The organism is Pantoea sp. X-Soil-MYKO-1289, assembly GCF_059730625.1.
Window position 1 is genome coordinate 1,499,196 of sequence record NZ_AP036004.1, and the last position, 13,705, is coordinate 1,512,900.

Sequence of the window (13,705 nt, forward strand, 5' to 3'; positions counted from 1 at the left end):
ATGGCCGGTTATGGTGCGGCCTTGTGCGGTTTTTGCACATTTCGATGGCTTCAATCTCAGGTAACCGTTTTTCATGTCCAGTTTTAACTTAACACGTCGCAAATTGCTTCTTGGCGGAACGGCCGCGGCCGGCATGGCGCTGCTGCCCAACGCAGCTATGGCCTCGCTTTCAACGTCGCGTCCTCGCGTGCTGACGCTGAGCAATCTTCACACCGGTGAAACCCTTAAAACTGAGTTTTTTAATGGGAAAAGTTACGATAAGAGCGAGCTGGCTCGTCTGAACCACTTTTTCCGCGATTATCGCGCCAATCTGACGAAAAGCATCGATCCTCATCTTTTCGATCAGATCTATCGCCTGCAGGCGCTGCTCGAGACCCGTAAGCCGATTCAGCTGATCTCCGGCTATCGCTCGCTGGCGACCAACAATATGCTGCGCGAAAGCGGCCCGGGCGTGGCGAAGCACAGCTACCACACCAAAGGTCAGGCGATGGATTTTCACATCGAAGGCATCGCGCTGAATAACATTCGCAAAGCGGCCTTAACAATGCGCGCCGGTGGTGTAGGATATTATCCTCGCAGCAACTTCGTTCATATTGATACCGGGCCGGTACGGCACTGGTAACGACGCCGGCAACGCTGCGTGCGCCGGTCATGGAGCGTTATGAACTACCACATTATTCCTGTTACCGCCTTTGCGCAGAACTGTTCGGTTATCTGGTGTGAGGCGACGCGCGACGCCGCCCTGGTCGATCCGGGCGGCGATGCGGCGACCATTATCGAAACGCTCCAGCAGCTCAATCTTACACCGCGCCAGATTTTACTGACGCACGGCCATCTCGATCACGTTGGCGCCGCGGCGGACCTGGCGGCGCACTATCAGGCGCCGATTGTCGGTCCGCACCGCCTGGACGCCTTTTGGCTGGAAGCGCTGCCGACGCAGAGCCGGATGTTTGGTCTGGCGGAGTGCGCGCCCTTTACGCCGGATCGCTGGCTGGAGGAGGGCGACAGCGTGCAGGTCGGCGACGTCGAGCTGACGATCCTGCATACGCCAGGCCACACGCCGGGCCATATCGTCTTTTTCGATCGCGCAGGACGCCTGCTGATTTCCGGCGATGTGATTTTCCATGGCGGCGTAGGGCGGACCGACTTCCCGCAGGGCAGCCATCAGGATTTGATCGCCTCGATTAAAGAGAAGCTGCTGCCGCTGGGCGACGATATCACCTTCGTGCCCGGCCACGGCGCCATGTCGACGCTGGGACGTGAACGTATCAGCAACCCCTTTCTGCAATAAAAAATGGGCCGTAGCGGCCCATTCTCTCTTCTGACGCACGCCAACTGCGAGCGTCTCAGCGCGAAGCTTCCCGCGCAGGCGCGGGAAACGTGGCTGATTTACAGCACTGCGACAATCGCCTCGCACAGCGCCGACATATTATCCGGCGTCATGCCCGCGACATTAACCCGACCTGAATTCACCGCATAGACGGCAAACTCGTCACGCAGGCGGATAACCTGATCTTTGGTCAGGCCGCTAAAAGAGAACATGCCGTTCTGCTGAATGATAAAGCTGAAGTCGCGCGTGGCGCCTTTCTCCGCCAGGGTATTCACAAACAGCTGACGCATGCGCTGAATGCGCTGACGCATATCGGTCAGCTCCTGCTCCCAGATGGTACGCAGCGCCTGATTGCTCAGTATGGTCGCCACCACCGCGGCGCCGTGCGCTGGCGGGTTAGAGTAGTTGGCGCGAATGGTGTACTTCACCTGGCTGAAGGCGGTCTCTGCGGTGGCCGCATCGGCGGCAACCAGCGTAATGGCGCCGACGCGCTCATTATATAAGCCGAAGTTCTTGGAGTATGAGCTGGCGACAATCAGCTCCTGATGCGAGGCGGCGAAAATACGCAAGCCTTCCGCATCTTCATTCAGGCCGCGCGCAAAGCCCTGATAGGCGAAATCGAACAGCGGCAGCCAGCCTTTGGCCTGAGAGAGCTGCGCCAGCTGGCTCCACTGTTCCGCCGTCGGATCGATGCCGGTTGGGTTATGGCAGCAGCCGTGGAACAGCACCACGTCGCCGGCTTTGGCTTCCTGCAGCGCAGCCAGCATGCCGTCGAAATCGAGCTGGTGCTGCTCCGCGTCGTAGTAAGCGTATTCGCACACTTCCAGACCGGCGGCGTTAAAGACGTTTTTATGGTTAGGCCAGCTGGGGTTGCTCACCCAGACGCGCTTGACTGTCGTCTGCGTGGCGAGAAAATCTGCGGCGACGCGCAGCGCGCCGGTGCCGCCAGGAGTCTGCGCGGTGCGCGCGCGGCCAGCGGCGATCAGCGAATTCTCTGCGCCAAACAGCAGCTCCTGGGTGCAGCGCGCAAAATCGGCCAGGCCATCAATGCTGAGATAGTTTTTGGTGGTTTCGTTTTCCAGCAGATACTGCTCGGCTTTTTTTACGCTGGTGAGCACCGGCGTATTGCCGGTTTCATCTTTATAAACGCCGATGCCAAGGTTGATTTTGTGCGGGCGGTCGTCAGCGCGAAACAGATCGGCCAGCCCAAGAATAGGATCGGCAGGTGCCGCAGAGATAGATTCAAACATGAGTCGTGTCCAGTAGCGTGAACTTTAACGAAATGAGCCTTCAGGTTAACGTCAGCGCTGCGCATTGCCAACCGTTTACGCAAAAAATCGTCGGCGGACGTTGGTCATTCAAGTGGCTTATGGCAAAAAACAGAAAGGTGCCGTTATACGGTGAATAGCAGGCATAAAAAAACGGAGCCGAGGCTCCGTTTTTTCTGCGACAGGTAACTTAGAACTGGTAAACCAGACCTACCGCTACAACGTCGTCGGTGTTCAGACCCAGGCGGTTGTTGTCATCCAGCTGGTTGATCTGATAGTCAACATAGGTCGACATGTTTTTGTTGAAGTAGTAGGTTGCGCCCACGTCGATGTATTTAACCAGGTCAGCATCGCCCACGCCTTCGATGTCTTTGCCTTTAGACTGCACGTAGGCGATAGACGGACGCAGACCGAAGTCGAACTGATACTGTGCAACCAGCTCGATGTTCTGCGCTTTGTTGGCGTAAGCAGTCGTAGTGGTGGTCGGACCGGTTGCCAGATCGAACGGCGTAGAGTTACGGGTTTCACCGTAGTAAGCCGCCAGGTAGACGTTGTTGGCGTCATACTTGATTGCAGTTGCCCAGTTTTCAGCGCGTTTGCCCTGACCAACAACAGAACCATCCGGAGCGACTACGCCAGACGCCTGGCTGTCGGTACGATCGCTGCTGCTGTATGCGCCTACGATGCCCAGGCCGATCGGCGAGGTGTAGGAAGTTGACAGGCCCCAGCCGTCGCCGTTGGCGCGACGAATGTCAGAACGCTCGTTTTTGCCCTGATACTGTGCCGCGAAGTCCCAGCCATCTACCAGACCGAAGAAGTTTTTGTTGCGGTAGGTCAGCAGACCGGTGCTACGACCGTTCATGAAGTTGTCTGAGTAGCCAGAGTCGCCGCCGAATTCTGGCAGCATATCGGTCCAGCCGATTGCGTCGTAAACAACGCCGTAGTTACGACCGTAGTCGATTGAACCCGCATCGCCAAATTTCAGACCGGCAAAGCCCAGACGGGTACGGTTGCCATCTTGCGCGTCAGAACCTTCAGAGTTGTTGGCCTGAACGTTGTATTCCCACTGGCCGTAACCGGTCAGCTGGTCATTGATCTGAGTTTCACCCTTGAAGCCGAAGCGAACATAAGTTTTATCGCCATCGTTGCCGTCATTATCAGAAAAATAGTGCAGACCAACAGCTTTGCCGTACAGATCCAGCTTATTGCCGTCTTTATTATAAATTTCTGCTGCGTTTGCTGCGCCGGCAGCTAACAGAGCAGGGATAACCACTGCAAGAATGTTGCGCTTCATCATTATTTATTACCCTCATTGGAGTTTATTCGGACACCTGCCACTGCCGTCAAGAAACCGTTACGGAACCCTGAGAGAAGTTTGGTGTCTTCCTGTGTCTGCACGCATCTTTCCATCCCGAAGCAGGATATGCCACACTGAAAATGCTACTAAACTCGTAATCTGGTTTCTAAAAGCAAATTTGTATTACAAAATGTAAATATCTGGGAACTTTGTGAGAGAACTCAAAATTTACAAAAATAAAAAAAGGCCGGCAGAGCCGACCTCGTTATATATATGAATTTCTTATAATTAATAGATAATTTTAGAAATTTGCATTGCGCGGGGTGCGTGGGAAAGGGATAACGTCCCTTACATTTTGTACGCCGGTGACATAGGCGATTAAACGTTCAAAGCCTAAGCCGAAGCCTGAATGAGGAACGGTGCCGTAGCGACGCAGATCGCGATACCACCAGTAATCTTCTTTATTCAGGCCCATCTCTTCCATACGCGCGTCCAGCACGTCGAGACGTTCCTCACGCTGCGAACCGCCGATGATTTCGCCGATGCCCGGCGCCAGTACATCCATCGCCGCCACGGTTTTATTATCTTCGTTAAGGCGCATATAGAACGCCTTGATCTCTTTCGGATAGTTTTTCACCACCACCGGCGCTTTAAAGTGCTGCTCGGCCAGATAGCGCTCGTGCTCGGAGGAGAGATCGATGCCCCAGGACACCGGGTTTTCAAAGCTCTGTCCGCACTTTTCCAGAATGGTAATGGCGTCGGTGTAGTCGACCTGCGCGAAGTCGGTGGAGATAAAGCGCTGCAGACGATCGACCGCCTCTTTATCCACGCGTTCGGCAAAGAACGCCATATCGTCGGCGCGTTCGTCCAGCACCGCTTTAAAGACATATTTCAGCATCGCTTCGGCGAGCGCGGCGGCGTCATCCAGCGTGGCGAAGGCGATTTCCGGCTCCAGCATCCAGAATTCCGCCAGGTGACGGCTGGTGTTGGAGTTTTCTGCGCGGAAAGTGGGGCCGAAGGTGTAGATTTTCGACAGGGCGCAGGCGTAGGTTTCGCCGTTCAGCTGGCCGGAAACGGTCAGGAAGGCCTCTTTGCCGAAGAAATCTTCGTTAAAATCGACAGCGCCCTGCGGCGTACGCGGCAGGTTTTCCAGATCCAGCGTCGAGACGCGGAACATTTCGCCGGCGCCTTCGGTGTCTGAGGCGGTGATCAGCGGAGTCGATACCCAGAAATAGCCATTCTCATGGAAGAAGCGATGCAGCGCCTGCGCCAGGGTATGACGCACGCGCGCCACGGCGCCGATCAGGTTGGTGCGCGGGCGCAGGTGCGCTACTTCGCGCAGATATTCGATGCTGTGACGCTTCGCCGCCATCGGATAGGTGTCGGGATCGTCCACCCAGCCGGTCACTTCCACGCGGGTCGCCTGGATCTCAAACGCCTGACCCTGGCCCGGCGAGGCCACCACGGTGCCGGTCACGATCACCGAGCAGCCGGTGGTCAGGTGCAGAACCTCGTCCTGATAATTATTCAGAGAATTATTCACAACGGCCTGAACGGGATTAAAGCAGGAACCGTCATAAACGGCGACGAAGGAAAGACCGGCTTTTGAATCTCTGCGGGTACGCACCCAACCACGTACGGTGACTTCACTGTCAACCGCGACGCGACCGTGCAGTACGTCCGCTACAGGCACTACGCTCATAAATATCTCTCTATATAGAAGAAGTGAGTTTAAACAATCTCCCCACACCGGGGTGTTGCTATGTTACTTGCGAGTCGCAAGGAAACAAGCAAAATCCGGCGGGACGGCAGATTTATTACAGCAGAAGCGGGGCGCATCAACGCCCCGATAACGCGAGGATTAGCTGGCTTTTTTCACCAGTGGCAGATCGAACGCTTTGCGCAGGGCGCGGACAAAAGCCTGATCCTGACAGATCGTTTTGCCCGGACTGTCGGAGAGCTTCGCCACCGGCTTGCCGTTGCACTCCACCAGTTTAATCACGATATTGAGCGGCCTGACGCCGGGAATATCGCAGGTCAGGCGGGTGCCGATGCCAAAGACGACGTTGGTGCGCTGGCCAAAGTGGCGATAGAGCGCCAGCGCCTTATCCAGATCGAGATTGTCGGAAAAGACCAGGGTTTTGCTGTGCGGATCGATGCCCAGCTTCTCATAGTGAGCCAGCGCCTTTTCGCCCCACTCGACGGGATCGCCTGAATCGTGGCGCAGTCCCTGATAGCGGCTGGCAAAATTGACGCCGAAGTCGCGCAGGAAGGCGTCCATCGCGATGCAGTCGGTGAGGGCGATGCCTAACTGCCCGTCATACTCGTCAAGCCACGCCTGTAGCGCCGCACGCTGGCTGTTGGCCAGCACCGGGCTAATCTGCTGAAAAGCCTGAAACCATTCGTGCGCCTGCGTGCCGACCGGCGTCAGCGCCAGGCGGCGCGCCAGATCGTAGTTGCTGGTGCCGATCAGCCAGGGGAAATCCTGCTTCAGCGTGGCGACGATGGCCTGCTGCACCTCCTGCGAGAAACGGCGGCGAGTGCCGAAATCCATCAGGCGAAAGCGTGACATATCGATGTCGGCGACGTCGCGGCGGAAAGCGCTCAGCTTCTGCTGCAGATGGTCGACCGCCTGCTGCGCGCTCACCAGCGGCGAGCGGTGGCGATGCACTACTTCGCTGATCAGCGCCAGCAGCGGCACCTCCCATAAAATCACTTCGCGCCACGGCCCGGTGATGCGGATAGCGAGATGCCCGTCGCGGTTGCGCACCTGCACCTGGTCGGGGTTATAGCGAAAATCGCGCAGCCAGTTAAGGTAGTCGGCATGGAAGAAGGGCAGGCCAGAGAGATACGTATATTCGTCATCGGTCAGCGCTAGCGTCTGCATGGCGTTAATGGCCTCGCGAATTTCGTTCGCATAGAGACCGAGCAGATCGTCGCCGCGGCAACGAAACTCAGCCGCCACCGTGACATCGTGATAACGGTGGAATACGGCTTGCTGCATATGAAGCTTATAGGCGTCAGTATCCAGCAGGGAAGTCAGTATCGGGGAAGCATGTCCTGTCATGGTGCGTTTCAGCATCCTGTTCGGCGGCGCAGAGCCCGGTGTGTGAGAGTCATAAAGACGCAGGAGTATAAATCAGTAACTGCGACCGATCACAGCATATTTCAAGCCCGCAGGTCGAGGTTAAAACGTGCCGTTGTTAATGAATTGTAGCTATTTATGCCGCGATGCGCATTGTGCATGGCAAGCTAAAGGCAACGCGCTTAGACTTTGGCGGTAAACCTATAACAATGCGAGACGGAATATGACGCAACAGCACCACATTAAATATCGCCACGACTACCGTGCGCCGGATTACACCATCACCGACATCGACCTGACCTTTGCGCTCGACGCCGCGACGACGCGCGTCACCGCCGTCAGCCAGGTTAAACGTCTCGGCGATGCGCAGGCTGAGCTGCGTCTTGATGGCGAAGCGTTAACCCTGATCGCCCTTGAAGTGGATGGCTCGCCCTGGAGCCACTATCGCCAGGAAGAGGGCGCGCTGGTGCTGAGTCAGCTGCCGGAGCAGTTCCAGCTCAAGATCGTCAACGATATTCATCCCGATAAAAATACCGCGCTGGAAGGGCTTTATCAGTCTGGCGAAGCGCTCTGCACCCAGTGCGAAGCCGAAGGCTTCCGCCACATTACCTGGTATCTGGATCGCCCGGACGTGCTGGCGCGTTTCACCACCACTATTATCGCCGACGAGGCGCGCTATCCCTATCTGCTCTCCAACGGCAACCGCATCGACGGCGGCAAAGCGGAGCAGGGCAAGCACTGGGTGAAATGGCAGGATCCCTTCCCGAAACCCTGCTATCTCTTTGCGCTGGTGGCGGGCGATTTCGACGTGCTGCGCGATAGCTTTAAGACCCGCTCCGGCCGCGACGTGGCGCTGGAGATCTTCGTCGATCGCGGCAATCTGGATCGCGCCGACTGGGCGATGACCTCGCTGAAAAACAGCATGAAGTGGGATGAGGAGCGCTTCGGCCTGGAGTATGACCTCGACATCTTTATGATTGTCGCCGTCGACTTCTTCAATATGGGCGCGATGGAGAACAAAGGCCTGAACGTCTTTAACTCCAAATATGTGCTGGCGAAGGCGGAAACCGCGACCGACAAAGACTATCTCGGCATCGAAGCGGTGATCGGCCATGAATATTTTCACAACTGGACCGGCAACCGCGTTACCTGCCGCGACTGGTTCCAGCTCAGCCTGAAAGAGGGGCTGACGGTATTCCGCGATCAGGAGTTCAGCTCCGATCTCGGCTCGCGCGCGGTCAACCGCATCGATAACGTACGCGTGATGCGCGGCGCGCAGTTCGCCGAGGATGCCAGCCCGATGGCGCACCCGATCCGCCCGGATCAGGTCATGGAGATGAACAACTTCTATACCCTGACCGTTTACGAAAAGGGATCGGAAGTGATCCGCATGATGCACACGCTGCTCGGCGAAGAGAATTTCCAGAAAGGGATGCAGCTCTACTTCGAGCGTCACGACGGCAGCGCGGCGACCTGCGACGACTTCGTGCAGGCGATGGAGGATGCCTCGAATGTCGATCTGTCGCAGTTCCGCCGCTGGTACAGCCAGAGCGGCACGCCGGTGCTGACGGTGCGCGACGACTACAATCCCGAGCTGGAGCAGTATACGCTGCACGTCACCCAGCACACGCCGCCGACCGCCGATCAGAAAGAGAAGCTGCCGCTGCATATTCCGCTCGATATCGAACTCTATGACGGCGAAGGCAAGGTGATTCCGCTGCAGCATAACGGTCATCCGGTGCATCACGTGCTGAACGTGACCGAGGAGTTCCAGACCTTTATCTTTGATAACGTCTACTTCCAGCCGGTGCCGTCGCTGCTGCGCGAATTCTCCGCGCCGGTGAAGCTCGACTATAAATGGAGCGATGCTCAGCTCACCTTCCTGATGCGCCATGCCCGCAACGACTTTGCACGCTGGGATGCGGCGCAGAGCCTGCTGGCCACCTATATCCGCCTTAACGTGGCGCGCCATCAGCAGGGCCAGCCGCTGTCGCTGCCGCTGCACGTCGCCGACGCTTTCCGCGCGGTTCTGCTGGACGAAGGGCGCGATCCGGCGCTGACCGCGCAGATTCTGACGCTGCCGGGCGAGAACGAGATTGCCGAGCTGTTCGAGGTGATCGATCCGCAGGCGATTACGGTGGTGCGCGAGGCGCTGGTGCGCACGCTGGCCACCGAGCTGGCGGATGAGTTTTATGCCGTCTACAACGCGAATCAGCAGAGCGAGTACCGCATTGAGCACGATGCGATGGGGCAGCGCGCGCTGAAGAATGTCTGCCTGTACTATCTGGCGTTCGGCGAAACAGCGCTGGCGGACAGGCTGGTGCAGACGCAGTATCAGCAGGCGAACAACATGACGGACGCGCTGGCGGCGCTGGCGGCGTCGGTGGCGGCACAGCTGCCGTGCCGCGGCGCGCTGCTGGCGCACTACGACGAGCGCTGGCATCGTGATGGCCTGGTGATGGATAAATGGCTAATGCTGCAGGCCACCAGCCCGTCGGCGGACGTCTTGCAGAAGGTGCGCGAGCTGCTGCATCATCGCTCGTTCACCATGAGCAACCCTAACCGCATCCGCGCGCTGATCGGCGCCTTCGTCTCCGGCAACCCGGCGGCGTTCCACGCCAAAGACGGCAGCGGCTATCAGTTCCTGGTGGAGATGCTGACCGATCTTAATACCCGCAACCCGCAGGTGGCGGCGCGTATGATCGAGCCGCTGATCCGCCTGAAGCGCTACGACGCCGACCGTCAGGCGCTGATGCGTCAGGCGCTGGAAACGCTGCAGGGGCTGGATAAGCTCTCGGGCGATCTCTATGAGAAGATCACCCGCGCGCTAAACGCTTAAATGGCAAAGGCGGGAAATATTCCCGCCTTACAGGCCGCAGAAAAGTATAAAACGCGGGTAGCAGGGACCGGAGAGCAAAGCGTCTCGCGACAGGGATGTCGCGGGCCGAGCGCGCAAGGATGCCTTGAGCGACTTTGCGATCGGTCCCTGCTACCCGCGTTGTCATCTGATCCCGGTGTTACCCACTCTTTTTAGCGCTGGTGGGCGTAGCGCGCCGGCTGCTCGCTTTCGCTGCGGCGCATCACGCGATCCAGCACCTCCGCCTCCAGCTCCGCCAGCCTGACCGACCCGCGACGGCGCGGACGCGGCAAATCCACCAGCAAATCGAGCCCAATCTGACCCTCTTCGATCAGCAGCACGCGATCCGCCATCGCCACGGCTTCGCTGACGTCATGCGTTACCAGCAGCACGGTAAAATGGTGCTGCTGCCATAACGACTCGATCAGCCCCTGCATTTCAATACGCGTCAACGCGTCAAGCGCGCCGAGCGGCTCGTCGAGCAGCAGCAGACCCGGACGGTGGATCAGCGCGCGCGCCAGCGCCACGCGCTGCTTCTGTCCGCCGGAGAGCGCAGCGGGCCACTCATGGGCGCGCTCCGCCAGCCCGACCGCCTCCAGCGCCTCGAGCGCCGCGCTGCGCCACTCGCGACCCTTCAGGCCGAGCCCGACATTATCGATAACCCGCTTCCACGGCAGCAGACGCGCGTCCTGAAACATCAGGCGGGTATCTTCGCGCGCGGTGTGCAGCGGCGCGTTGCCCGCCAGCAGCTCGCCCTGCGTGGTCTGCTCCAGCCCCGCCAGCAGGCGCAGCAGCGTGCTCTTGCCGCAGCCGCTGCGTCCTACCACCGCGACAAACTGGCCGGAGGGAATATGCAGATCGATCTGATTCAGGATAGTGCGGCTGCCGTACTGCTTGCTGACGCCGTTGACGCCGACCGGCGTGCCGGCATTCAGCCGCGCCGGAGAGAGTGAAGTGCTCATGCGTTCTCCTCCTTCAGTTGATAGGCCGGATGCCAGCGCAGCCAGACGCGCTCCAGCAGCAGGGCGGCGACATCCGCCAGTTTGCCGAGCAGGGCGTAAAGAATAATCGCCACCACCACCACGTCGGTTTGCAGGAATTCACGCGCGTTCATCGCCAGATAGCCGATGCCCGAGTTGGCGGAAATGGTCTCGGCGACGATCAGCGTCAGCCACATCAGGCCGAGCGCGAAACGCACACCGACCATAATCGAGGGCAGGGCGCCGGGCAGGATCACCTGAATAAACAGGCTCCAGCCCGAGAGGCCGTAGCTGCGCGCCATCTCCACCAGGCCGCGATCGATATTGCGGATGCCGTGGTAGGTATTGAGGTAAATGGGGAACAGGGTGCCGAGCGCCACCAGAAAAATCTTCGCCGCCTCGTCGATGCCGAACCAGAGGATCACCAGCGGGATCAGCGCCAGATGCGGCACGTTGCGTAGCATTTGCACCGAGGTATCCAGCAGTCGTTCGCCCAGCCGCGAGGTGCCGGTGATCAGCCCCAGTATCAGCCCGATAGAGCCGCCGATGCTAAAGCCGATCAGCGCACGCCAGCCGCTGATGGCGAGGTGCTGCCACAGCTCGCCGCTGGCGGCCAGATGCCAGAAGGTAATGACGATATTTTCCGGCGACGGCAGAATGCGCGTCGACAGCAGCCCGGTCTGGGAGGCAATCTGCCAGACCACCACCAGCAGCGCCGGGAAAATCCAGGGCACCAGCTGGTTAGTAATGCGTTTCGTGGTTTTCGCCATGATCTCTCTCTCAGCTCTGCGACACTTTTTGCGGACGGAAATCATTGGCGACGGTTTCGCCGAACGCCTGCACGTCGCGCGGTTGCGGGATCTGCGGCACCTCCAGGTCGAGATGCGGGAAGAGCAGCTCGCCGACGCGATACGCCTCTTCCAGATGCGGATAGCCGGAAAGAATAAAGGTCTCGATGCCGAGGTCGGCGTACTCCTGCATGCGCGCGGCCACGGTCGGGCCGTCGCCGACCAGCGCGGTGCCGGCGCCGCCGCGCACCAGACCGACGCCCGCCCACAGGTTCGGGCTGATTTCCAGCTGGTCGCGGCGCCCGCTGTGCAGCGCCGCCATGCGCTGCTGGCCTACCGAGTCGGTGCGGGCGAAGGCGGCCTGCGCCTTCGCGATGGTGTCGTCGTCGAGATGGGCGATCAGACGGTCGGCGGCGCGCCAGGCTTCATCGTTGGTTTCGCGCACGATGACGTGCAGACGAATGCCGAAGCGCACCTTGCGTCCCTGCGCCGCCGCTTTGGCGCGCACCTGTTCAATCTTCTCTTTCACCAGCGCGGGCGGTTCGCCCCAGGTGAGGTAGACGTCGACCTGCTCGGCGGCCAGATCCTGCGCCGGTTCAGAGGAGCCGCCGAACCAGAGCGGCGGACGCGGCTGCTGCACCGGGTCGAACAGCAGGCGCGCGCCGCGCACCTTGACATATTTGCCGGCGTAATCGACCGTTTCGCCCTCCAGCACGCGACGCCAGACGCGGGTAAACTCCGCCGACTCGACATAGCGTTCATGATGATCGAGAAACACGCCGTCGCCCGCCAGCTCTTCGGGATCGCCGCCGGTCACCAGATTAAACAGCGCGCGGCCGTTAGAGAGGCGATCCAGCGTTGCGGCCTGGCGCGCCGCCTGGGTCGGCGAAATCACGCCGGGACGCAACGCCACCAGAAAACGCAGTCGCTGCGTTACCGGGATCAGCGAGGCGGCGACCAGCCAGGCGTCTTCGCATGAACGGCCGGTCGGAATGAGCACGCCGCCGAAGCCCAGGCGGTCTGCGGCCTGCGCGATCTGCTGCAGGTAGCTGTGGTCGACCGGACGCGCCCCTTCCGAGGTGCCGAGATAGTGTCCGTCGCCGTGCGTCGGAAGAAACCAGAATACGGATAAGCTCATTATTCGCTCCTTACTGAAGTTGGGCGCTGGGATGCCAGATGCGATCGGCGATCGTCAGTTTGACCGGCACCAGGTGGCTGGCGTAGAAGAGATCGGCGGTATGCTGCTGCGCCGCTGCGGTTTGCGCGCTGACCGGCGAAATGCGGGTCGGCGGACGGTGATCGAGATAGCTGGCGATAACCGGCTTCGGCAGGCCCATCGCGGCGGCGAGCAGAGCGATGCTCTGATCGCGCTGGCTGAGCGTCAGCGCATCCGCCTGGCTAAAGGTATCCAGCACCTGTTGAACGAAGGCGCCGTTCTGCTCGGCGAACTTACGCGTCGCCAGGTAGAACGAGCCGGTAAGGTTGAGCTGGCTGCCGTCGGCCAGCACGCGCACGTTGCCCTGCTGCAGCGCGGCGGAATAGTAGGGATCCCAGATAGCCCAGGCGTCCACGTCGCCCTGCTGGAAGGCGGCGCGCGCGTCGGCGGGCGTCAGATAGATCGGCTGAATATCCTTAAAGCTCAGCCCTTCGCGCTGCAGGGCGCGCAGCAGCAGGTTGTGCGAGCTGGAGCCTTTCTGAAAGGCGACTTTCTTGCCTTTCAGGTCGGCGACGCTGTTCAGCGGGCTGTTTTTCGCCACCAGAATCACTTCCGATTTCGGCTTCGGCGGCTCCGAGCCGACGTAAAGCAGATCGGCGCCCGCCGCCTGAGCGAACAGCGGCGGTATATCGCCGGTGCTGCCGAGGTCGATGCTGTCGACGTTTAGCGCCTCCAGCATCTGCGGACCGGCGGGAAATTCGATCCACTGAATTTTGGTGCCGGGGAAGCGCTGCTCCAGCAGCCGGTGCGATTTCGCCAGCACCATGCTGACGGAACCTTTCTGATAGCCGATGCGAATCTGCGCGGGCGCGTCCGCCGCCTGCGTTTGCAGGCTCAGCACGGCGAGTGCGGCGAGTAGCCAGCCGGTGATGCTCTTCATGTCG

At 59.7% G+C, this 13,705-nt stretch carries 11 protein-coding genes; 3 read left to right on the top strand and 8 right to left on the bottom strand.

The genetic code is table 11. The features are described 5' to 3' along the window. Nucleotides 1–73 precede the first annotated feature (73 nt). Both mepK and AC6I7Z_RS07130 read left to right on the top strand, forming a co-directional pair. Complete coding sequence (gene mepK, locus AC6I7Z_RS07125) at nt 74–622, top strand: peptidoglycan L,D-endopeptidase MepK (protein ID WP_033751243.1); 549 nt, start codon at nt 74–76, stop codon at nt 620–622. Between the two features lie 39 nt (nt 623–661). After that, the gene (locus tag AC6I7Z_RS07130; RefSeq protein WP_497813665.1) at nt 662–1,291 is read left to right on the top strand and encodes an MBL fold metallo-hydrolase; all 630 of its coding nucleotides are present in this window, start codon (nt 662–664) and stop codon (nt 1,289–1,291) included. A gap of 98 nt (nt 1,292–1,389) precedes the next feature. On the opposite strand, the gene AC6I7Z_RS07135 is transcribed toward AC6I7Z_RS07130, so the two are convergent. The 4 genes from AC6I7Z_RS07135 to pncB all read right to left on the bottom strand — a co-directional run bounded on the left by AC6I7Z_RS07135 (nt 1,390) and on the right by pncB (nt 6,962). After that, nucleotides 1,390–2,580 carry an amino acid aminotransferase gene (locus tag AC6I7Z_RS07135; protein WP_497813666.1) on the bottom strand — a complete coding sequence of 397 codons (1,191 nt, stop codon included), beginning with the start codon at nt 2,578–2,580 and terminating at the stop codon, nt 1,390–1,392. Between the two features lie 208 nt (nt 2,581–2,788). Next, entirely contained in the window at nt 2,789–3,895 is a 1,107-nt protein-coding gene (gene ompF, locus AC6I7Z_RS07140; RefSeq protein ID WP_497813667.1) for a porin OmpF, read from the bottom strand. A 301-nt stretch (nt 3,896–4,196) separates the two neighbouring features. Next, nucleotides 4,197–5,597: an asparagine--tRNA ligase gene (gene asnS / locus AC6I7Z_RS07145; protein ID WP_497813668.1), complete on the bottom strand. Its 1,401-nt coding sequence runs from the start codon at nt 5,595–5,597 to the stop codon at nt 4,197–4,199. 159 nt (nt 5,598–5,756) lie between these two features. Beyond that, on the bottom strand, nt 5,757–6,962 hold the full coding sequence (pncB, locus tag AC6I7Z_RS07150) for a nicotinate phosphoribosyltransferase (protein ID WP_497813669.1): 1,206 nt from the start codon (nt 6,960–6,962) through the stop codon (nt 5,757–5,759). A 241-nt stretch (nt 6,963–7,203) separates the two neighbouring features. On the opposite strand from pncB, the gene pepN reads away from it, so the two are divergent. After that, nucleotides 7,204–9,819, top strand: a complete 2,616-nt coding sequence (pepN, locus tag AC6I7Z_RS07155) for an aminopeptidase N (RefSeq protein WP_497813670.1) — start codon at nt 7,204–7,206, stop codon at nt 9,817–9,819. Nucleotides 9,820–10,010: 191 nt separating this feature from the next. Here pepN and ssuB read toward each other — a convergent pair whose 3' ends face one another. Genes ssuB through AC6I7Z_RS07175 form a run of 4 tightly spaced genes read right to left on the bottom strand, consistent with a single transcriptional unit; the run spans nt 10,011 to nt 13,701 of the window. Next, nucleotides 10,011–10,799 carry an aliphatic sulfonates ABC transporter ATP-binding protein gene (ssuB, locus tag AC6I7Z_RS07160; protein WP_497813671.1) on the bottom strand — a complete coding sequence of 263 codons (789 nt, stop codon included), beginning with the start codon at nt 10,797–10,799 and terminating at the stop codon, nt 10,011–10,013. Then, nucleotides 10,796–11,587, bottom strand: a complete 792-nt coding sequence (gene ssuC, locus AC6I7Z_RS07165; protein ID WP_497813672.1) for an aliphatic sulfonate ABC transporter permease SsuC — start codon at nt 11,585–11,587, stop codon at nt 10,796–10,798. Before ssuC ends, ssuB begins: the two co-directional genes overlap by 4 nt. A 10-nt stretch (nt 11,588–11,597) precedes the next feature. Beyond that, nucleotides 11,598–12,743 carry an FMNH2-dependent alkanesulfonate monooxygenase gene (ssuD, locus tag AC6I7Z_RS07170; RefSeq protein ID WP_497813673.1) on the bottom strand — a complete coding sequence of 382 codons (1,146 nt, stop codon included), beginning with the start codon at nt 12,741–12,743 and terminating at the stop codon, nt 11,598–11,600. Between the two features lie 10 nt (nt 12,744–12,753). Further along, nucleotides 12,754–13,701, bottom strand: a complete 948-nt coding sequence (locus AC6I7Z_RS07175; protein ID WP_497813674.1) for a sulfonate ABC transporter substrate-binding protein — start codon at nt 13,699–13,701, stop codon at nt 12,754–12,756. Nucleotides 13,702–13,705: the final 4 nt, after the last annotated feature.

What these genes read in the sequence shown, in the direction of transcription:
- AC6I7Z_RS07175 (WP_497813674.1), bottom strand. Translation starts at nt 13,701, where the DNA reads ATGAAGAGCATCACCGGCTGGCTACTCGCCGCACTCGCCGTGCTGAGC.
- asnS (WP_497813668.1), bottom strand. Translation starts at nt 5,597, where the DNA reads ATGAGCGTAGTGCCTGTAGCGGACGTACTGCACGGTCGCGTCGCGGTT.
- AC6I7Z_RS07130 (WP_497813665.1), top strand. Translation starts at nt 662, where the DNA reads ATGAACTACCACATTATTCCTGTTACCGCCTTTGCGCAGAACTGTTCG.
- ompF (WP_497813667.1), bottom strand. Translation starts at nt 3,895, where the DNA reads ATGATGAAGCGCAACATTCTTGCAGTGGTTATCCCTGCTCTGTTAGCT.
- pepN (WP_497813670.1), top strand. Translation starts at nt 7,204, where the DNA reads ATGACGCAACAGCACCACATTAAATATCGCCACGACTACCGTGCGCCG.
- ssuB (WP_497813671.1), bottom strand. Translation starts at nt 10,799, where the DNA reads ATGAGCACTTCACTCTCTCCGGCGCGGCTGAATGCCGGCACGCCGGTC.
- ssuD (WP_497813673.1), bottom strand. Translation starts at nt 12,743, where the DNA reads ATGAGCTTATCCGTATTCTGGTTTCTTCCGACGCACGGCGACGGACAC.
- mepK (WP_033751243.1), top strand. Translation starts at nt 74, where the DNA reads ATGTCCAGTTTTAACTTAACACGTCGCAAATTGCTTCTTGGCGGAACG.
- pncB (WP_497813669.1), bottom strand. Translation starts at nt 6,962, where the DNA reads ATGACAGGACATGCTTCCCCGATACTGACTTCCCTGCTGGATACTGAC.
- ssuC (WP_497813672.1), bottom strand. Translation starts at nt 11,587, where the DNA reads ATGGCGAAAACCACGAAACGCATTACTAACCAGCTGGTGCCCTGGATT.
- AC6I7Z_RS07135 (WP_497813666.1), bottom strand. Translation starts at nt 2,580, where the DNA reads ATGTTTGAATCTATCTCTGCGGCACCTGCCGATCCTATTCTTGGGCTG.